This window comes from Clostridium sp. CS001 (assembly GCF_020443565.1).
GTDB lineage: Bacteria > Bacillota > Clostridia > Clostridiales > Clostridiaceae > Clostridium_AD.
Genome location: NZ_JAIZZN010000033.1, coordinates 23023 through 43837, shown reverse-complemented (window position 1 = coordinate 43837; position 20815 = coordinate 23023). Strand labels below are relative to the sequence as shown.

24 protein-coding genes and 3 pseudogenes are annotated in these 20815 nt (G+C 32.9%); 14 read left to right on the top strand and 13 right to left on the bottom strand.

Annotation, left to right across the window (positions count from 1 at the left end; all coding sequences use genetic code 11):
* Positions 1-108: 108 nt before the first annotated feature.
* A pseudogene (locus LGK97_RS17095) lies at positions 109-972 on the bottom strand (reverse transcriptase domain-containing protein); the annotation flags it as partial.
* A gap of 1163 nt (positions 973-2135) precedes the next feature.
* Between LGK97_RS17095 and LGK97_RS17090 the strand changes: the two are divergent.
* Entirely contained in the window at positions 2136-2399 is a 264-nt protein-coding gene (locus tag LGK97_RS17090; protein ID WP_226260996.1) for a hypothetical protein, read from the top strand.
* Positions 2400-3265: 866 nt separating this feature from the next.
* On the opposite strand, the gene LGK97_RS17085 is transcribed toward LGK97_RS17090, so the two are convergent.
* From LGK97_RS17085 to LGK97_RS17050, 8 genes are all read right to left on the bottom strand, one after another.
* Positions 3266-3622 carry a hypothetical protein gene (locus LGK97_RS17085; RefSeq protein WP_226260994.1) on the bottom strand — a complete coding sequence of 119 codons (357 nt, stop codon included), beginning with the start codon at positions 3620-3622 and terminating at the stop codon, positions 3266-3268.
* Positions 3623-3678: 56 nt separating this feature from the next.
* Positions 3679-4659: a hypothetical protein gene (locus LGK97_RS17080; RefSeq protein WP_226260992.1), complete on the bottom strand. Its 981-nt coding sequence runs from the start codon at positions 4657-4659 to the stop codon at positions 3679-3681.
* Positions 4660-4854: 195 nt separating this feature from the next.
* On the bottom strand, positions 4855-5388 hold the full coding sequence (locus LGK97_RS17075; protein WP_226260990.1) for a sigma-70 family RNA polymerase sigma factor: 534 nt from the start codon (positions 5386-5388) through the stop codon (positions 4855-4857).
* A gap of 311 nt (positions 5389-5699) precedes the next feature.
* The gene (locus LGK97_RS17070) at positions 5700-8051 is read right to left on the bottom strand and encodes a VapE domain-containing protein (protein WP_413228446.1); all 2352 of its coding nucleotides are present in this window, start codon (positions 8049-8051) and stop codon (positions 5700-5702) included.
* A gap of 99 nt (positions 8052-8150) precedes the next feature.
* Positions 8151-10103, bottom strand: coding sequence for a DNA polymerase (locus tag LGK97_RS17065; protein WP_226260988.1), 1953 nt, complete (start codon positions 10101-10103; stop codon positions 8151-8153).
* A 117-nt stretch (positions 10104-10220) separates the two neighbouring features.
* Complete coding sequence (locus LGK97_RS17060; RefSeq protein WP_226260987.1) at positions 10221-10742, bottom strand: DUF2815 family protein; 522 nt, start codon at positions 10740-10742, stop codon at positions 10221-10223.
* A 14-nt stretch (positions 10743-10756) separates the two neighbouring features.
* Entirely contained in the window at positions 10757-11125 is a 369-nt protein-coding gene (locus LGK97_RS17055; protein ID WP_226260985.1) for a hypothetical protein, read from the bottom strand.
* A gap of 71 nt (positions 11126-11196) precedes the next feature.
* Positions 11197-11403 carry a helix-turn-helix domain-containing protein gene (locus LGK97_RS17050; RefSeq protein ID WP_226260983.1) on the bottom strand — a complete coding sequence of 69 codons (207 nt, stop codon included), beginning with the start codon at positions 11401-11403 and terminating at the stop codon, positions 11197-11199.
* A gap of 140 nt (positions 11404-11543) precedes the next feature.
* Between LGK97_RS17050 and LGK97_RS17045 the strand changes: the two genes are divergently transcribed.
* From LGK97_RS17045 to LGK97_RS17000, 10 genes are all read left to right on the top strand, one after another.
* On the top strand, positions 11544-11978 hold the full coding sequence (locus LGK97_RS17045; RefSeq protein WP_226260981.1) for a helix-turn-helix domain-containing protein: 435 nt from the start codon (positions 11544-11546) through the stop codon (positions 11976-11978).
* A gap of 85 nt (positions 11979-12063) precedes the next feature.
* The gene (locus tag LGK97_RS17040) at positions 12064-13032 is read left to right on the top strand and encodes an ImmA/IrrE family metallo-endopeptidase (protein WP_226260979.1); all 969 of its coding nucleotides are present in this window, start codon (positions 12064-12066) and stop codon (positions 13030-13032) included.
* A gap of 147 nt (positions 13033-13179) precedes the next feature.
* Positions 13180-13341: a YvrJ family protein gene (locus LGK97_RS17035; RefSeq protein ID WP_226260977.1), complete on the top strand. Its 162-nt coding sequence runs from the start codon at positions 13180-13182 to the stop codon at positions 13339-13341.
* Between the two features lie 107 nt (positions 13342-13448).
* A complete protein-coding gene (locus LGK97_RS17030) occupies positions 13449-13670 on the top strand; it encodes a DUF1659 domain-containing protein (protein ID WP_226260975.1) in 222 nt (73 codons plus the stop codon).
* A 54-nt stretch (positions 13671-13724) separates the two neighbouring features.
* Complete coding sequence (locus tag LGK97_RS17025; protein ID WP_226260973.1) at positions 13725-13961, top strand: DUF2922 domain-containing protein; 237 nt, start codon at positions 13725-13727, stop codon at positions 13959-13961.
* 299 nt (positions 13962-14260) lie between these two features.
* The gene (locus tag LGK97_RS17020; protein ID WP_226260971.1) at positions 14261-14767 is read left to right on the top strand and encodes a hypothetical protein; all 507 of its coding nucleotides are present in this window, start codon (positions 14261-14263) and stop codon (positions 14765-14767) included.
* Positions 14768-14866: 99 nt separating this feature from the next.
* On the top strand, positions 14867-15121 hold the full coding sequence (locus tag LGK97_RS17015) for a hypothetical protein (RefSeq protein WP_226260969.1): 255 nt from the start codon (positions 14867-14869) through the stop codon (positions 15119-15121).
* Positions 15122-15280: 159 nt separating this feature from the next.
* Positions 15281-15865 carry a hypothetical protein gene (locus tag LGK97_RS17010; protein ID WP_226260967.1) on the top strand — a complete coding sequence of 195 codons (585 nt, stop codon included), beginning with the start codon at positions 15281-15283 and terminating at the stop codon, positions 15863-15865.
* 159 nt (positions 15866-16024) lie between these two features.
* Positions 16025-16519: a hypothetical protein gene (locus LGK97_RS17005; RefSeq protein WP_226260965.1), complete on the top strand. Its 495-nt coding sequence runs from the start codon at positions 16025-16027 to the stop codon at positions 16517-16519.
* 439 nt (positions 16520-16958) lie between these two features.
* On the top strand, positions 16959-17447 hold the full coding sequence (locus LGK97_RS17000; RefSeq protein WP_226260963.1) for a hypothetical protein: 489 nt from the start codon (positions 16959-16961) through the stop codon (positions 17445-17447).
* Positions 17448-17556: 109 nt separating this feature from the next.
* On the opposite strand, the pseudogene LGK97_RS16995 reads toward LGK97_RS17000, so the two are convergent.
* The 3 genes and pseudogenes from LGK97_RS16995 to LGK97_RS16985 form a co-directional block, all read right to left on the bottom strand.
* Positions 17557-17748: pseudogene (locus LGK97_RS16995) on the bottom strand (KilA-N domain-containing protein); the annotation flags it as partial.
* A 341-nt stretch (positions 17749-18089) separates the two neighbouring features.
* A complete protein-coding gene (locus LGK97_RS16990; protein WP_226260961.1) occupies positions 18090-18341 on the bottom strand; it encodes a hypothetical protein in 252 nt (83 codons plus the stop codon).
* A 2-nt stretch (positions 18342-18343) separates the two neighbouring features.
* Positions 18344-18487, bottom strand: coding sequence for a hypothetical protein (locus LGK97_RS16985; RefSeq protein WP_226260959.1), 144 nt, complete (start codon positions 18485-18487; stop codon positions 18344-18346).
* 256 nt (positions 18488-18743) lie between these two features.
* Here LGK97_RS16985 and LGK97_RS16980 point away from each other — a divergent pair, with 256 nt between their 5' ends.
* Positions 18744-19226, top strand: a complete 483-nt coding sequence (locus tag LGK97_RS16980; protein ID WP_226260957.1) for a hypothetical protein — start codon at positions 18744-18746, stop codon at positions 19224-19226.
* A gap of 26 nt (positions 19227-19252) precedes the next feature.
* Here LGK97_RS16980 and LGK97_RS16975 read toward each other — a convergent pair.
* Positions 19253-19414: pseudogene (locus LGK97_RS16975) on the bottom strand (pirin family protein); the annotation flags it as partial.
* Between the two features lie 378 nt (positions 19415-19792).
* On the opposite strand from LGK97_RS16975, the gene LGK97_RS16970 reads away from it, so the two are divergent.
* Both LGK97_RS16970 and LGK97_RS16965 read left to right on the top strand, forming a co-directional pair.
* Positions 19793-20038, top strand: coding sequence for a hypothetical protein (locus LGK97_RS16970; protein WP_226260955.1), 246 nt, complete (start codon positions 19793-19795; stop codon positions 20036-20038).
* Positions 20038-20427: a retropepsin-like aspartic protease gene (locus LGK97_RS16965; protein WP_226260953.1), complete on the top strand. Its 390-nt coding sequence runs from the start codon at positions 20038-20040 to the stop codon at positions 20425-20427. The genes LGK97_RS16970 and LGK97_RS16965 overlap by 1 nt, the downstream gene beginning before the upstream one ends.
* Positions 20428-20815: the final 388 nt, after the last annotated feature.

Below are 20815 nucleotides of genomic sequence, written 5' to 3'. Positions count from 1 at the left end.
AAATCTCCACCTGCATGGCGATTTCGGAGGGCCTTCCTCCATCATCTGTATAGCACAGCTATATTAAGCCACTCTTACGAGTTGCTTACCACGCTTTCGTGGCGCACAGTCATCAGCATAACGAACTATGTACATTTCTTTTAATCTACTTTTCTTCAATGCTTTTATTTTGCTACAATAGTTTGAGCTTCCTTTTGTTTTCACACCTCTCCATTGACTATCTATCCACCAATCTAGTTCATTTAACACTATATTAGATAATATCGGAGATAAAATCCCACCTTGAGGGGTTCCCTTATCTGGAATTCCAATACCTTCAATCTCAGCTTTTAGCATTTTTGATATTATACTAATTAATGCTTTATCTTTTATTCCCAAAGTCCACATCTGTTTTAAAAGTTTTCCATGGTTAACATTATTGAAAAAGCCCTTAATATCAATATCTACAGCATAGTGAAGTTTATTTATATTAACCAAACTATTTACTTTTGCGATAGCATTTTCAGCACTTCTATCACACCTAAATCCATAACTTCCATGATAAAATTTTGCTTCTACAATCGGTTCTAGTATCTGCTTAATACATTGCTGCACCATTCGATCTTCTATAGTAGGTATTCCTAGAGGTCTAATTCCACCGTCAGGTTTTGGTATTTCAACTCTTCTCACTGACATAGGAATGTAATTTTTGAATCTTTCTTGTATATACTCTACCCATTCAGATATTTGATAGTTTTCTATATGTTTTATATTAGTTTCGTTAACTCCTGCCGTTTTACTGCCCCTATTATTTTTGATATTTCTATAAGCTAAAAGTATATTTCTTTCAGTGATTATTTCAGAAACCAAATCCTTAAAAACGTAATTTTCTTTGCTCTTTCTATAAAGTATATCTTGTATTTCTTGACTATCATAGTATTCGTTATTTCTTAGTTTTTGCTTCTTTAATAATGGTTCTTCACTTGTCGTCATTAGTCAGCCTCATTTCAAATGAATTTGGCTTCTTTTAGTCTTAATCGAACCTAACGATTATCATATGATTTTATATTTTCTTAACACTGACTTGTGGCTATCCCTCCATTTATTTTCATAAATTTCTTCGGTACTATGCCACTACTTTCACTGATATAAAAACAAGTTATAACTTAAGTCTTTCCTTGCTACCACTTCAAAAGAAGTAAGTCCTCCATGTTATCAGCTTCCCACGTTCCAATAACTTTATCTTTACATATATCTTTAGGTAACTCTTATGAGCCTGTGTGCTTGATACTACCTTTAATAGTATATGGTTTTTCATAATGGGAATTTTTACTAAACCATACACACACTACAACTTTGGTAGTTACATCATTTCTGATGTATCTATATTTAGACCCGTACATTCAGAGTTTCGTCAGTCCACCTTTGGACATTCTTACCATGGGTATTTTACAGACTCCCGGCCTATACCACCCTCGACTACCTCTAGTTCGCATTTCCTCAGCTAATCTGTTAGGAGGTGACCTCAGCCGACTTCACCGAGCTTATAACAAAACTTAACTTACTTATAGCTTCGCTATTCGGAGTATCAGAGAAAGCCCTTTAAGGCGTTACCCTATCATTTGACTTTTCAAGTTATTAGTTCTCTTAACCTTACGGTTAATGGCTAATCGTTTAAATTAGCAACGTGTCGCACTCCCATTATAGACATTATCTGCTGTATCTAATTTTTATTAATTATATAGTACAACTTACTATTTTCTCTAACATTTATCATATATTAATTCAACATTAACCGATCTTTCTCCTGCAATATTTGTAAGAACAGGTAAAACAAAACTCTGAGTTGCCCAGAGCTTCTTTAAATGTTATTTAATTTTATAAATAGCAAATAAAACTTACCAATCTTTGTTAACATCTTTGAGATAATCTCAGAAAATAGTTGATATTAAAACGCCATTTTCTGATTTCTAATACTTACTGATTAATCTTCTAATCTTATTATCCTTGGATTTATCTTTGTAGGAACTTTATACTATATCATTAATTGTTTTTCATATTTCCAATTATTCTAATAAATAGGTTTATATATCATATTAAGGATGATATAATTAAAATATATAATTTTGAAAAAATATTTTTATAGGAGAAAAGAAATGGAACGCATTTTAAAAAACACTAGAGAATATTTCAACGAATTAATAAAAGATTTTGATACTTGGAAAGATCACCTAGACTCTAGCGAATTAGCAATTGTTGAAATGTGGCTAAGTGGAAAGGCAAATACATCTATTGGTTTACAAATAGGATGTAGTACAGAAAGAATTGGCCAAATAATTAGGGGTACAAATAGATTTGGAAAAGGAGGCATTATTGCAAGAATTAAACAAAAAAAGACTTTAGGAAAACTTAATAAGTAGAAAGTAGCAACTTTGTTCCCACTAGGGTGACTTTCACTATCCGATATTTGTAAGAAAATTAGCAACAAATCTTGTCCGTTCCACTTCCAATCTTTGTAATGGGTCAGGTACCTTACAAAAGCTGGAACAGTTTTTATTGCTTTAATCTAAATTTATTTGAATTGCGAGGTATCATTAATGAAAAACAAAGCACAGATGATAACATATTTAATTACTGCAATATTAATAATTATCTCAGGATTATTCTTTCCAAATATAAAGTATTTAAGGCCTATAATTATATTTATTTTTATCATTAGTTTATTAATATTTAATTATAAAAGATTAAGTACTACTAAAAATATTTTTCTTATATTAACATTAATACTTATGGCATCATTCTTTGTATTACGTACTTTATTTATCCAAAATATTTTTAATGATAATACTACGTTAATTATTCTGTTAATTATTAGTATTCTATGTGTAATAGTGGCAATATTTGGAATAATACTACTTATTAAAGAGAAACATCAATAGCGCATATTCAGATAGGGGTGCAGCCGACATACATGCTTTAAGAACCACATGTTGGATATCAGTTCCAGTATGTGGCCGGTTTTTACACGTATGTCAGCTGTACCCGAATCGTTGCCGTACCCCAAAATCACAAATCGAGTAGGAGGTAGATAATTAATTTATCTACCGACCTCTCACACCACCACGCATACCGTTCGGTACGTGGCGGTTCTATAAGAACTAACAAGTTCTAAGATAATATTTTAGCAACAAAGCTTGTCCGTTCAACTTCCAATTTTTGTAAGGGATCAGGCACCTTACAAAAGCTGGAACAGTTTTTGTTGCTAATATATTAAAAAAGACACCAATCATAAGGTGTCTTCAGTAGTAATATCATAAGTCTTTTTAATTCTATCCAATATTCCTTCTATACTAACCGCACGTATACCAAGATTTTTTAAGTCTACCTTCTCTTCAGTAATTTTCTTCAAAAATATAGTAATATCATTCTGTATTTCATCACTTACAGAAACTTTGCTAAAAGGTGATATGTTAATTACCAATCGAAATATATCATTTTTATGCTTGTTTATATCTCTGGAATCTATATGCTCACTATTTTCTTTCCTTTGCAATAAATCAAGCCATGCCTTCATTTTAAAAAGTAGGATATACTCAATAGAAAGTACAGAGTATCCATCTACTATGGTTTTCCCTTGAACCAATAAATCGTAATAGGAATCGTTTAATAAAATAGCTGATAAACTTGCAACACTTTCGCTTAAATGTATTGACGCAAGCCCTGTCTCAAACTTTCTTCTATTGCAATTTCTACTCTTTCATCATTACTTTTATCAATTGACATAATTAAAGAAACTAAGTCAACTACATAATTTTTAGATAAAATCTTAGGATCGTACTCCCATAGTTGAAGTTCTATCAAATCCATATCTGCAATTTTATCCTTGTTCGTAACAATGTGTTCCTTAATATTTTTTATATATTGTTTAGCCATAGCCCTTACAGGTCTTTTAGGTGGATTCAACATTGATTGAGTTGATAACGCTTCTAATCCTGCCACCGGCAAATCATATGCACTATCCTTATCAACATATACAACCTTACTTACTGGATTTTTTAAATATTTACTACCTCTATCATAATAATAAGTATCATCAATGCGTTTATACCTTTTACTTCTTCCAGTTTTTCCACTCACCTCATAAGTTAATAAGCCCAGTAAATATAAGTCGTTTAATGCTCTTGATGCAGTCATTTTTGAAGCACCTATTTTTCCAGCTAATTCAGTTGTATTTATGAGTAAATCCTTATTATACAAAAAGTGTAAAAACACCAATTGAGTTGAAGATGAAAATTTTTCAATAACTTTAACATTTTCATCTTTGGTCATCTTTATATCCATACCTAAAAATGGAAGATACATTTGCCCATTCTCTACAACAAAGGGAATGCGACTTTCGATTAAAGTTTTTCTCCTAAAAGCTGACAGAGTCTTAAAGAAAAACACCAATTTATAATCAACACTCTTGCTTATTTGCTTAATATGTTTTTTTATAAATTCAATTCCCGGAATTTCACTGTTAATTTCTATTAGCAAACAAGACTCACCTAATATATTCATTCTGTAAAATGTATATATTTCTGATAAAAATATTGGTAGATATTCTTTCTCATTCCAAGGCCCGATGATTACATTTGAATCAATCTGTTCCTTTAAATAATACTCAAGTGTGTTTTTCACTTTTAACACCTCTCCAATGTAACATATCATACTTTAAATATAACATGTATTATGTTACATTGTAATTGTATTGTTATATTTTTTTAATTGTTTGCTATTTCATAAAGTTCATTTCCAATTCTTCAAAGGAGCCAGTCATCTCTAGTGTATTAGAAGTAAATTGAGTAATATCTGCTGTTAAGTAAGTATATAAATTCACATAAGCAATCTCAACTTTTCCAAAGCCTTCTTCTTAATCCTTGCAAATTGATAATAACTTTTATCGCTACCACAAGCTATTTCTCCTAAGGGCTGGTTCAGGATATAATATCTTTCTATGACCTCCCGTTCTAAAGGCTCAAGCGTGTCAAGAGCAGCATATACTTTTTTAACTTCTGTATAAGCGATCACTTCATCCTCTAAGGTAAACTCATAATCTCCTGCAGCACCAAGATCTATCATTTCATTGCTTGGAACTTCCCTGAAATGCTTTATCTGCCCTTTTAACAGAGCTTTAAAATTCGTTTTTATAGCTGTAATGCAGTATCCATTAAAACTGTTACTACCAAGCTTGTACATAGAAATGGCTTTGATGACAGAAAGATAGCCATGTTGAATTAGATCTTCTAGCTCATATCCTGGAATATGGTACTTTGTCGCCTCCTTAAATATTAGGTATTTGAATTTTTCTATTATCTGTTCTGTAGCGTTGTCTTCACTCGCTTTAGCCTTTTCAACTAATTTTTCCACAATAAGCACCCCTTTTTATATTTTATAAAATATCTTCACCTGCTGCTTTTGCTGATATGTCCCCTTTGTCCTGCATGAGAATGGCTTATTTACTAGGCTTCATGTATTTTTGGGACAAGTGGACAAGATTTTCTTACGCGCTTATGCGTATTAGGCATACACACTCTTATTATTCTACCTAATTTACATACCTCTATAGGTAATTCTTGTCCAGGCTGTCCCAAAGGTGCTCTAAACCTTGATTGCATAAAGGTTTGTGTGCGGGGACAAGGTACGGGACAAGGTGTGGACAAGCTAAAACTTGTCCCGCACTATACGGGCGATTCTCTTGTAAACATTCTTTGTCTTCCGTAAATAGGTAAGATAACTCTATCATTAATGTTCACCCAACCTTCAATTTTTCTCATTATTCCACCAATCTCATGAGAATCTATTTTTCTTATTGTACTTGCCTCTTTTTCAAAGAGTTCGCACCACACCTCTATTGTAGAAACCTGTTGCCGCATTTCTGTTCCAATGGCATTTGCACCTAATTCACCCTCCCCCCTCAAAAATTCTCTCCTATCATTTAAGCTCATATCCTTCCAACTACTTGGTAGTAGTTTATCTAAATAATCTCTAACTAGGCCCTCCCTTTCATCACTTTCAAAGGCATCAATTTGCGCAAGCTCCGCAGCTTCAGTCAGTGAATTGTCCAATATTAAGGATTCTCCTTTGTGGTACACCATTAGAGCCTCTGCCCAGATTTGATCTATATCTTTTAAATCCCAAGGTTTAAATTCAGACCTGCCATTAACTCTTACAGGCCAAAATCTTCTACCACCCGTGGTGTCTCTTAAAAAGCCCGCTTCCTGATTAGTAGTTCCCACAATAATGCACTGCCTTGGGTGTTCCTCCACTACTCGTCCATAGCTTGCTCTAAATTTATCATCTTGTCTTGTTAAAAAGGATTTTAATGTATCCTCATCAACCTTTCTAATCCCCGCTAATTCCCCGATTTCTAGAATCCAGCTCCCTTGCAATTTTTCTGCTGCAGTCTTATCATGCATATCAGCTATGCTTAAAGCATCACTAAAAAACTTTCCAGCAAGCTTTGAAAATATAGTACTTTTACCTATTCCCTGTGGTCCATTTAAAATAAGGGTGGTATCAAATTTAATTCCAGGCTGCATAACTCTAGCTATGGCGCCACATAAGGTCTTTCGAGTAACAGCTCTAACATATTCACTATCTTTAGCACCTAAATATTTAATAAGTAATGTATCAACCCGTGAAATATTATCCCACTGTGGTAGATCATTTAAGAATTGTTTTACTGGGTGGAAAGACCTTTCTATGGAAACCTTTAGTAAGGCATCCTGGCATTTGCTGGGGCTCCAAAGCTTATAGTTTTTTTCAAGATAACAAGACAAACTGGCATCGTCTCCAGTGGACCATCCTGGCTTTAATCTTTTCCAAGGTACTTCCTTTAAGGTTTCTATTCTTTCACTATGCTCATTATAAGCAATTCCCAAAAGGGCAGGGTCATTTCTAATTATCAATACTAGATTTGTTAAAGTTTCCTTATAGCCACCTTTAGCATTGATCTCTAATTGTTCTGCCCAATTATTTTCTATATTAAAATCCTCACTAGCCTCACCCATATGCTCCCTTGCTATCTTTCTCTTCACCTCATTATCCTTCATGGCAAGGTCCTGCATAGCCTTAAAGGAAGGCATTTTATTCATGGGCGTTCCTTCCTTCATTTCATCATCCAAAGCACCAAATTTATGAAGCCTTACTAAATCAAAAGAATTACAAAGTTTTCCGGATGCTGGATCTGTTCCATGATGGGAATAAGCAAAGTCACCCTTTTCATAAACAACTAGTCCTCCTGCAGTAGACCCCTTTATATAGGTGTATCTATTTGCTTCAGAACATTTGACATACACATCACTTAAAAATTTATCTATAACATCAGTAACGCTATAGGTTCTACAAAAGGCGCCTACTACTCCACTCTTTTCACTTGGGTTTCCTTGCTTATCTGCCAGCTTCTCCCTACTTTTTATATTCCTTGAGGACTCTGGCCAAGAACTTGTGTCTCGCCAATTTTCGTATCTGCTTAAAATCTCATCTGGATTTAACCACTGGCCATCCATGTATTTAAAAATAAATTCTCCGTCCTGAGAGGTTGAGGGCCAATACATAAGCCTTGAAGGTTCATAGGTGGTATCATCAAAGTAGTCTATTCCTAAATCCTCTGCAACTTTTCTAGATATAGCTCCATATTCTTCAGGGCTTACCCCTCTACTTAAAGGAATGACAAGCCTAAGCCTTGGATTATCTTTGCTATGTTTATGAGTTGTATACATTGCACATCCAAAGTCAAAAAGCATTTCAATAGTATCCCATAGGCCCTCTTGTCCATAATCGGCATCCAATGTAATGAGGCATCTACTTAATACTGAATCCCCTTTCCTTTTGCCCTCTTTTAAAGCACCACCTACAAAGCCTCCAACATCCTTAAGGTTATCTTGCTCAAGCTTTGGCAATCTTTTATATTCCTCATAGGTTTCATAGGTTCTTGTGGTTTTACTAATTCTCTCTAAAAATTGTGACCACTTCATAGGAGTATTTTTCCATTTTAACTCTTTGCGGTTCCTTCCCGTAGCAATTGTAATAATGCCATCCTTTATCAATGCTGTTCCCCTCCAAAATTCACATGTAAAATTATACTTTTTTCGTTAATCATTATCTTCGATGCTGTAATATTAATGTGGTTAATCCTTCTTATAATAATCGGTTTCAAAGCCAGCTGCTTTTAAAGGAAGATTTGGAGCCCAACAAATAGCTTGTCCCATAATTTCATTCACGGACTCTAATGATCCAAATCCCTTTGGCACCTCTAAAATAACTTCATCATGAACATGAAATATTATTTTATAATCTGCTTTATCTAGTCTTATCATTGCCTCACCTAAACAATCTCTAGCAATAGCTTGTACTATATTTTCAGTAAGCTTTCCTCCAAAGGTACTGATTCTTCCCCATTGTTTTGTTCCTTGCTCTGTGCCTTCATAAGTTAATTTTGGTTTGTTAAATCTAACATCCATTTCAATTCTAGGTCTTACATAAGCAAGACTTCTACCTGAGGGAAGCTTAATAAATAGTACCCTACTTCTACAGGAAAACTGTATTCCCTGACGTATTTTCACTACCCTATTTTCTGACACTGCCTTTATTGCTGCATTTTCAATTTCCCTCCAAAGCTTTACAATGTTTGGATTAGATTTTCTCCAAGCTGCAACAATTACTCGTAGCTCTTCTTCCTTTAGTCCCATTTTGAGTGCTCCCATAGCTACCAGGGCACCAGTACTTCCCCCAAAGCCACAGGCTAAAGTTGCTATTTTCCCTTTCTGCCTTAATTCATAAAGAGGATTGCCCTTTACTATGCTTTCAAGGGGTACTCCAAACATCTTACTGGCAGTCATCTCATATATCTTTCCATGACTTTTAAATGTATCAAGAATCCACTTTTCACCTGCAAGATACGCTATAATTCTAGCCTCAATGGAACTAAAGTCTGATACAATCAGTCTGCAATTCTTTGATGGAATAAAGGCCGTCCTTACAAGTTGTGATAATACATCTGGCACACTATGAAAAAGTAGCTCTAACATTTCATAATCACCCTCTTTAAGCAGCTGCCTTGCATAATCTAAGTTGTCCATGCTATTTCTAGGAAGGTTGTGTATTTGTACGAGTCTTCCTGCCCATCGCCCCGTCCTGTTTGCACCATAAAACTTCATAAGTCCACGTATCCTATCATCAACACATATTGCCCTTTCCATAGATTCATATTTTTTTACGGAGGTTTTAGATAATTCTTGCCTAAGCTCTAGTACTCTTTTAACCTCACCATCCGCCACTTCTTCTATTAAGTCCTTCACCTTTTCTTTGCATAGACTTGCAGCTTCTGTTCCCTTCTCTTGTAGCCAAGCTTTTAACTGAGCTGGACTATTTGGATTCTTAAGGCTTGTTAAAGCCATGGCTTCCTTTGTGATTATCTTTTTATAAGCTTCATCACAGTTTATAGCATTATGAACTAGTCTTCTATCAACTAACACTCCACCATCATTTATCTTTTGATCTAGTACCCAAAGCTCCCACTCCCTATCTGTCATGGAAAACTGTTCTAATCTCTTTCTTATGGCTCTTTCAACTTCTACATCTTGTACACAATAATTTTTAAATATCTGCCACTTATCCACATCTTCCTGGGATAGGTTATGATTCCTTCGACCCTTAGTGTCACTTCCTTTGCAAGGCATTGAAAAATATCTAATAAGAGATTTGCCTTCTCCCATTTTCTGCTGATCCAAGTTCAAGCACTTAGCCACCCCAGAAAGATCCAAGGGAAGTCCTAAACTTAAGGAATAAACAGCACTACATCTCCATTGATTAGCGGGCATAGGTTTATTTAGATACTTAGATAGACAGGTTCTTTCAAAGGAAGCATTAAAGGCTGTCTTAATAACCCCTGGATTGTTTAAATCCTCTATTATATTTTGCGGTAGCTTTTCTCCAGAAGCTAAATCTATAATTTTTACTTTCTCTTCATCATAAGCATAGGCAAATAATAATATTTCAAAATCCTCTGCCTCTGTATAGGCATGGACTCCACATTTTGTAATATCGCGGCTTGAATAGGTCTCTATATCAATAGCTAACAAATTATCATCTCCTAAAGATAAGGAGAAAAATTTCTATAATACACCAGAAACTTTTCTCCCCTAAAGTAATTTACAAGTAAAACTTGCCACTTGCCACGTGAGTGGCACTTCTTTAATTTAATTTAAATAATCTTCTTCCATGTCCTCAAAATCCTCCTGGGCAGTGCTATGTCCACAAAGCATTTCTCCATCTTCTAGCTTTTGAATGTTTTGTAGTCCACAGGCTATACCTTTGTTCCCCTCTGCATTATAAGCATAAAACACAAGGCTAGCTCTTCCATAACAACCACTGTAGAACTGACTTTCCTCTGTTATAGCTTGTACACTTCTATCCACAATACCAGGCTTTATAATGCTATGTGCATTAATAAAATAGCTACCTGCATAGGTTTCATCCTCTGCTCTATCCACATCCCCATCCCGAAGAGGTGTTTTAAAGTTATTAAGTAGTTTATCTCCAAATTTTACTGTGCCCTCATTTTTAGCAGCTTCAATGGCAAGATTTATTTTTTTAAGGGTTTCCTTATCTGTCTTTGGAATTATAATACTCACAGAATACTTAGGTTCACCTCCATTAATGCTCTTTGGTTCCCACACATTTACATAACAAAATCTAACTTTCCCTGTAATTATTTTCATGAATAAATCCCCCCTTAATTTATAAACTCTACTTCGCTTAAAAGCTGCTCATACTTTTCTTTTGGAATTTCTGTGAGTTTGCTAACCCCAAACTTTTTTATAAGTGCTTTTACTTCTGCTCCCTTACCATTCTTTGAAAGCTGTGCTAGAATACTTCGCACTTCTTGTAGCGTTATCTCTTTAACTTCTTGGTTTGATATTTCTATCTTTTCTTTAGGTGCCCCTACTTCTTTGCTTATTATATTAACTTCTTCTTTAGGACCTAGGACCTTTGGATTTACATTGAAAATAGGAACTGCATTATGAAGAACTGCTGCCAGGCTTAATAGAGAATTGGTTATTTCCTCTGAAGCTATTAAATTGATATCAATGCTTATGTTCATACTTTTTACCCCCTTAGTCTTTACTAGTTTATAGTTAGTTTTCAATTTTTATATTTACTCCCCTTTGGTAGCTATTTAGGTAAAAGAAATAGTTTGTCCAAAGGCTCGTCTGGAAAGGCTTTGCGTATTCCCAAAAATGTACGAGTTCCGGCTCCCCTTTTACCAGTAATTATGCGTGAAATTGTAGCAGGAGACAGTCCTGCTCTCATTGCAAGTTGCCGTTCTGACCAACCCTTCTTCTCAATGAGTTCTTTAAGAAACTCTATATTTAAAAACATATTCCCCCTCCTCCACAGCTACCATTTGGTAACTAATTTTATGGTAACATTTGGGCATACCCTTTGTCAACCAATTATTGTATTTTCTATTGCCATTAGGTATCACTTTATATATAATGGGGGTGAAGGGTTGTGTTGTCATGAATTTTGGTGAATTTATAAAAAATTTAAGAAATGAAAATAATCTATCTCAGCGAGATTTAGCTCTAAAATCAGGGGTAAGCAATGCTGAAATCTCAAGAATTGAAACTGGTGAAAGGCAGAAACCATCCCCAATGGCTCTTAAAGCTTTTGCTCCTCACTTAGGTAAAACCTATGAGGAATTATTAAAACAGGCTGGTTATATTGAAGAGGTTATAGATCATGAAGGATACTTAGAAAATATATATAGAGATGATAAAGGACACCTTGTAGATATTGTAAGACGTGCTAAGGATATGTATGAAAAAGATAGCAAATGGGCTAACCTTGCCTACAGAGTCACTGCCGCAAATCTTTCAGATTCAGAAAGAAACATCATAAAAGCTCAAACTGAAGCTTTACTTGAGCAATTTATAAAAAATAAAGAAAAATAATATGTAAATACTTGTTTTATTGTTATAATAATTGTATAATCTTCTTATGCAATGTACGAACATACGTTCAGGAAGAAGGTTATATATGATGAGTATTTATAATAAGAAATATTATACTATGGATCTTATACCACAACATAGACATGAATATATCAACTTGAGACTGCAATGGTTTATTGATCTATTTGACTTAAAAGCCACTGATTGGCCACTTGATTGCACTCTACTCATAAAAAAAATGAAAGAACTACAACTCATACCATTTGAATATGGTTTTTTTGAGTTGCCTCCTATATATGACGCATTAACTGAATATAATTATAAATACAATGTTTATCTAATGCAGATAAATAAAAATAAGGCTAAATATCCTTATGAGCATTCACATGAAAGAAGATTAAATTTTACTCTGGCTCATGAAGTAGCCCATATTATCTTAGACCATCTTAAAATTCCTCGGGAAGCAAAAACAAGCGAAGAAAAAATCTTAGAAGAGCTAGAAGCTGACGAACTTGGTGGAATACTTCTCATGCCAAAACACCTTATTTTATCCTGTAATTACCCTTCTCTTAAATCAACTTCCGAATTTTTTATTGTATCTGAAACAGCACTATGGAAAAGATTAAATAATATGAAAAGACTAGATCTACTTACCTCAAGAAAAATATCCACATGCATTACCTGTGGAAATACTTGTTTTTCAATATTTTCAGAGTTTTGTGGGATTTGTGGTAACCCTGTGCGTAATAGCCTAAATGGATTTAAAAGAGTTTATTATACGCAGCAAATCAAACTAGATAAGTACAGAAGAGTCCTTGAATGCCCTTTATGTAAATCTGATGTAAAATATGCAAAAGATGACCGTTGCACGATTTGTGGTACACATATTTTTAATTACTGCTCTAGTTATTTTAAAAATATTGATGACTGCCCATCCAACCCTAGTAATAATAGATTCTGTGAAATATGTGGTAACCCCACGTATTTTTTTGAAAAAGGTTTTTTAGATCCATGGCAAGAGGAACTTAGAGAGAAATTCCCTTTGCGCTCATAAAACCCCTGCTCTTCTTTGCTCTTTTCTTTCTTAAATAAATTCTTTAATTGACTATTATATGGAACTAAAAAATTTTTTTAGAAATTCATAGAAAACAACTAGGATAAGCATATATATTAGCTGTAACGGTGAGGGGAGGAATGTTTCATGTATGATACATTTATCAAGCTGGTTAATACAGTTGGCTTCCCTATAGGCGTGAGTATATACTTGCTTGTTCGATTTGAGAAGAAAATTGAGGATCTCAATAAATCTATCTCTGAATTAACTGCAGCTATATCCACCGTTATAGAAAAACCCCAAAAATAAGGGTACCAACTTAGGTATCCTTATTTTTTATTTTCATAAAATCTGCAAAAACTTTTAGAAGAGCATATATATTCAGTGAAAAGAAAAAAAGAAAGGAGTGATTCATTATGGCAGTAGAATCTACAAAGGTAGCAAGTGTATTAAAACTTACTATGAAAGTAGGCGTTGACAGCAAAGGCAAGGATAAGGTGGCAGTAAAAACACTTGGTAATCTAAAAGTTATGGCCTTGGATGAAGATATTTTCGCTGTTGGCGAAGCAATATCTAACATCAAAACATACCCATTAGTTTCCATAAACAAAGAAGATCAGTACAGCTTATCTAAATAATAGTTTAATAGCTTAATAGCTATTAGCTAAATAATTAAAAGGAGGACAAATAATATGCATAAATTAGTTATGAGATTTTTAACATCTGTAGAAGGTAAATACTTTACTTTAACTGTAGATGACATTAAATCTGATGAAAACGGCATGGCAACTATAACAGAAGCACAGGTAAATACTCTTATGGATTTGGTCATTGCAAAAAATATTTTTGCATCAGTTAATGGTGATTTAACTGGCAAGAAAGATGCTAAGACGGTTTATACTGATAGTAATGTTGTTGAAATAGCATAATGAAAATGGGGCTATCTCGAAATAGAAAGTAATTTCTATTTTGAGATAGCCCTTTTTCTTCTTTAAATCATCATCTGCGATAGTGCAATATTAACGACTTTGGAAGCAGACTTGAGGCTTCCAAAATGTTGTATTTTTCATAAGATAGTGAGGCTCCAAGGATAAGGTCTTTTATTATTTAGGAAAGTATACTTATTGTGATGATTATAAGCTTACAGAAGTAGTATATAGTGGTATAATATTCTTAAAAGTTGTTTCATATTGGTAATTAAGTACGAATTAATAGAAAGGATGATTGTATGAAACCTAAAGTAAAATGGCTTTTTCTTATAAGTATCATTCTTGTGGGTATTATCTTTTTATCTTGGAGTATGAAATTAATTGGTAAATCATCTACAGGACTTACTACATACAACTTAGATGAATGTTACTATTTATCCTATAATTTTAAAAGTCAAGGAATAATGAATCCTAAAATTAAAGATATTGTTCTTCTTGATGATAATTATAAGCCTATCACTTATGATAATAATGCCTTTAGTTATGATTTCTACATAGACGAAAATAAACATACAGGTGTTTTAACTGAAGAAAGTGCTTTATCAGAAGAAATTAAAATGGGGTATAAGGAGATTAAAGGGTATAAGATTAGGGAAAAAGATTTTCAGGTTGTTTTAGTAATTAATTTTCATAAGAAACTGGAAACAAATTTTCAACCATATATAAAAATTACCTATGATAATTTTGGCATAAAAAGAAGTTTAGAACAGAAGGTAACAGTTATAAGTTCCGTTCAGACAAACTAATAAATGGAGTAGATGACTATTATAATGTTTTGCTCAATTCATGTTCTTCATATTTTATGCAACGGTATTTTATTATATAGTTAGGAGGTGTTTTCTAAGTTGAGAAAAAAAGAAGTTCTTAAAAAATTCATATCAGTATTCATTGTTATAGGATGTTTTTTGTTAGTTTTAGGCTTGTTAAGTTTATTTAATATAGTTAATATGGATGCAATGCCACCTATATTGCTTTCAGCAGGTATCTTTAATATAACAAATGGGTATTACCTATATATTAAAAATAAAAAATCAGCAATTTTTTTAATTTCATCTGGTTTATTTTCAGCCATTGTTTCTGTATTTATTTTTTTTAGGTGATTCATAAGTATGATTTTTAGTAACATGCTACGCATTTTGTATATCACACAAGATTCGTATATTTTTTATTTGTTGCAAAACTACGATTGATGAGCAATAGTAAAAAAGTGCGCTGTTAGAGTTATGTAAAAAACATAAAATTTTGTTCAGGAGGGTAACATGTATTTATATCATTTTTTTGAGAAAGAAAGAGGTCCTTTTCTAACATTATCAGATTTGCCTGATGATGAAGTGCAAAAATTGTTAAGTCAATATCGAAAAGAAAGCATTATTTCCGGGGAAAAAACCGTTGTCGGTAGTGTTTACAGCGATGATAATATTGTTATACGCCGACGTCAGGAAAACATGACCCGAATAACCTTTATAGAAAAAGGCGGTAAACCTGTAAGGCGGGTTCCTATTTATATGGTATTGGTAAATGATTCATCATACGAAAATGCATTTTTGCATTATTATCATGATAGGGATTACATTAAAATTCCAGTAAATGATTTTGATATGACTGCTGTATCATTTACATATGGCGACCAATGTCAAACTGTTGACCCAAGAGAATTTGATAATTTTGACATTGGCAAATATCGACCGCCTGTATATACATTTGATGGAATATTAGAGATTATAAATCAACGCGGTTGGATAACTTATGAAGGTTATGATAATTTTAATTTTGATTGGAATCGTCCATGGTACATTGAAGCTCAGGTATGGAGTGATGATAGAGTTCTTAACAAATACCGATAATAGCATTTTCTACGTTACGAAAGGTTGTAGACATACACCCTTCATAACCTGAATGCTAGTTCATATTTTTCTTAAAAGACCTACTAACTTAATTATTTAGTTAATGGATATTTGTTAAATGTTACGAAGAATTTTCATCAAATAAAAGGGGATGATATTTTGAAAAAAACATTTATTTTTATTATTCTTTTTTCCTGTCTAATATTATTATATACTGGATGTTCCAAACCAGAGAGTGGAGAACCGATAAAGCCACTTAATGATATTCCAATAAATTTAACTAAAAGAATCGAATTTTCTAATCTTACAATTACGAGTAGCGAAAAAGAGTTGGGCAGGAGCAAAATGGTTACTGACACACAAGATATGCAAAACATAGCCAAGTACCTAAAAACAATAAGTTGCATAGAAAGCAATCAAAAAGAAAAAGAAAAAGAAGCAGACTTTAGCATATCCTTAATTGATAATACAGAATTTGCAAAGAGTTATATATATCAAATAGGTGTATCTAAAAAACAAATTTTTATATTCAAATATAAAGAAAATGAAACAACTAAATTTATATATAAATACACAGACACAAAAGTTATCGAGGAATTAAGAAAATTATATAATAACATGAATTATAAAGAGGAATTTCTTATGAAGAAGTAAATTTAATATATTATTAAATTCATGTGCTTTTCAAAACATAGTGATATGACAAATACAGTCAGAACATTATTATATCGTTCAACAATTGTTATGGAGCAAAGACCATATTCTAGGATATCTGGGGTAGGTCTTGCTCAAAGTCTAGTTACTAAACGGCCTATAACAAAATGTTGCTATTCGCCTTGGCTGGTGAGTACTTTTAATGGGTCCAGTTTAGTATTCCTGTATACCTTTTAAATTATGAAACTCTTGAACTCATCGCCAAGGCACATTCCTTCACCAAGCGCGTCGCTCTAGGCTTCTCAGGCATCTTGAACACGAAACGTTATAGATCATTTGTAACAAGAAAATTATTGCTCTAATGTTATTTGGAATTGTTTTTTAAGACACAGTTGTATTTTATTATGTAATAATTAGAGTTTTAAAGGGGGAGATATTAATGAAGGGTAAAACAAAAAGAAATTTAATTTTAACATCAATAATGATTATTCTATTGTTAATTTCATTCGCAACATTTAGACCTGAAAATACTAATTCAAATAAAGAGTTAGTAAAAAGAGTAATTGAAACGGCAATAGTGTATGGTAAAATACCCGATTATAATCTTATTAAAGACAAGGAAAATATAATTATATCATCAGAAATTATTGATTCTAATCTCTTACCAGTGTTACCGAATATTAAACTCATTGTATTAAGCCCCACAGAAATAAAGAAAAAAGCAAATCAAGAAGGAGATTTCCTGTATCCTAATTTTAGAAAAATAGATATTAATAATTGGAATGCTAAGCTAACATTAGATAATACCTGGGCAGTGTCTGATAATAGTAAAGGGGATTATTTAAGCGGTGGTGGAATGACAATAAAATTCTATAATCTATTTGGTAAGTGGTTTCAAAAAAAATCAATTGAAATGTGGATATCTTAAAAATTGTCACAATTAAATTGTTACAAAAAATAATAGACTTCAAACTACGACACACTTTTCTTATATTATACAACAATTGTTATGGAGTATATATGCTATTCTAAGATATCTGGGGTAGGTCTTGCTCAATAAAATTAGCATTCATATTCTCAATATTAACCAGTACAATAAGCTGTTCTATAGTTGCATAATCTCTTATATTACCCTTTAAATCTGAGTTTTCATCACCTTTTAATCTTTGATAATCCTTTATGATATATAATTTAATTTCTGGTGAAACCCACGAAGCAAATTCAAATGCATTAGCACCAGCTTCATTTAGTGTTTCTCAATTGTCATGTTTTGATAAACGCAATTGTATGAATTCTACTCTTTAGTAAAAACTTTCACCTTTAAGTAGTGAAGATTTCTTGTCTTTCACCCTTTTTAGTTCACCTTTTTATTTTTAAACATATTTTCAAGAACAAATAATTCTGCCAATGAACGCGTAATTAAAAGAAAACCGTTTAAGAATGGAAAGTTGCATGAATAAGGGTATATCTAAGATCTTTTCTTAAATATACCTTTATTTTATGCGTTGTCTCGAATAGAATTTAAAATGTTTTGATGTTCAAAAGAATTACACACAAGATAATTCTTTTACTAATTTCTATAATTAACTTTACTTAAATCAGATGTGTGGTCAAAATTACAAACACCATTATTATATAAAAATCTGACACCATCTATCCATTGTTCTTTATGTTCCTTTTGTAGCATTGTTTCAATCAACGTAACAGAAGTAACTTTACCACCCGTTGAGCCTTGAAAATACTTTCTTGCCCATGTATTTCCCGTTAATTTTATTTGTTCTTTTATTCCTTCATTCTCTTTGCTTTCATTTAGATTTATCATCGCTATTTTTTTGTTAGTTCTGTATTGTTAGTAACATAAGCATATACCCATGTCTCTTTTTCGTATGTGTCTGAATTTGCTGTGTAAATTGGATATATATTGTTTTTATTTTCATTCTTAATTTCACTAATCTCTTTTTTATTCATAAGAATCCCCCTTATTTAAATGGCTTTAGCACCGTTCTATTATACATTTATGCTTTAATAATTATATCATAATAATACTATAATGACACAATATGTAGACAACCTACATGTTTTTGTGATATACTAGTATAGTTACAGAAGAATGCGTCTTATGCGCAAAACAATTTTATCAATAAATTAAGATATTATTTGACTCTTGTGATTTTTATTGCAAGAGTCTTTTGTTTTTTTGTGGTAACAGAAATCAGGAGGAAAAATGGAAATTTTAATAGTATTTTTACTAAAACTGCTCGACAACACTCTAGGTACAATGAAGAATATATATCTAGTCCGCGAAAAGTTCTTCTTTTCAAGCTTGCTGGCAGCTTTATCTACAACTATATACATGATTGCTATTGTGAGGATGGCAAAGTCAAATGGAATACTTAGCATCATGGCGATATGTGCCGCAACATTTATCGGAACTCTAATTCCAGGGCTTGCCGTTAAAAGGTCTGAGAAGGAGAAGCTTTACATCTTTGATATCACAGCAGACAACCTGCACAGTGGCAAAGAGTTTGCAGATATTTTAAGAAGTGCGAACATTGCCATAAAAACCAGCGTTGTCTATGACAAAATGATGATAAAGACACTTTCCATAAAGGCATACTGTGCCAACAGGGAAGAAACCAAAATGGTTAATGAAGTCATATACCCGGCTTTCAAATACAATGTTTATGCACCAATGAGCTTGGATTAATCTGGGTAGCAAATACCTTTTTTTCCTTACTTACTCATCTCTACTATAATAAAATGTGAAAGTAAATCTGCCTTTATTTCTATATTCTCTTCAACAATTTCCATTGCATCTCTTTCATCTAGCGTAATACCGTTAATACTTGATCTTCCTTCTATTTGAACTAAGTAAGCTTGTCTGCCTACTTTAACACGATGTTCTAATGGCAGAAACTAGCAACAAAGCTTGTCGGTTCCACTTCCAATCTTTGTAAGGGGTCAGGTACCCTACAAAAACTGGAACAGTTTTTGTTGCTACCACTCCTTTTAACTTTTATTGGGTATAATAAGATTATTGACCGGAGTGGTCTTGTCTATAAAGATACTAAAGATAATTTTTAATTTATATATAAAACAATTAGATTAGCACTAGCCAGCTACCGCAGTAGCGGTTTGGTTCAACAAAATGTTGGCAACATGAGACGTTAGATGACATTTTGCAAGTACTATATTTGCTAATATTGTTTAATAACCGAGGTAATCTGTTATAATATATATAATAAATGATTCACGATAAGGAAGGTGTTTTACATGAAATGGGAAGAGGTAAGAAGAACATATCCAGATAAATTCGTAAAGCTTCAGATACTAGAATCACATATGGAAGGCACCAAAAAATACATTGATGATATGGCTATTATAAAAGTTATAAACGATAACAAGGAAGCAACAAAAGAGTTAGTTCACTCAGGCGATAATACAATAGTTTATCATACAGGTAATGAAAGTATAGTTGTTGAGGTAAAGAACATAAGAGGATATAGAGGTGCAATCTAATGAATATTGAATATAGAGACGGATTGATATTTACATCCATAAAGATTTCTTACAAAGGTAATTCCAAGATAGTTAATAATGTAGTAATTGATACTGGGGCTGCAGGCTCAATTATTTCACCTGATGCAGTAGACGATATTGGAATATATGCTGAGCTAGGCGATAGAATCATGGAATATTATGGTGTTGGAGGTAGTTCACATAATGCTTTTATAAAGAAACTTAACGAAATTAAATTAGGTTCTCAAAGCATAAATGATATTGAAATAGACTTTGGTATGATTGATACAAGAGGTGAAATAAATGGCCTAATCGGACTGGATATTCTCATGAAAGTTGGAGCAGTAATCGACTTAAAAAACTTAAATATTGATGTAAGTAAAACATAAGAATAACTTATAATACAGACAATTAAAATGGTTGTCTGTATTTTTAAATACTTATCAGAAAAATATGTATATAATGGGTCCTTTAGTATAACAACGTCTAACAAAATCTTGCCATTCGCCTTACCTGGAAAGCTCTCTTACGAAGCATATTTTATACAAAGAATGCATATCTCAAACTAAGAAAATCAAAACCAACGCCAATGCACATTCCTTCACCAATCCCCTCGCGCTAAGGTTCAGGAATGTCGGCAACAAGAAACGTGCGTGCCATTAGCAACAAAGCTTGTCAGTTCCACTTCCAATCTTTGTAAGGGGTCAGGCACCTTACAAAAACTGGAACAGTTTTTATTGCTAACGATTATCCCATGCAGACTTCGCTCGCAAAGTC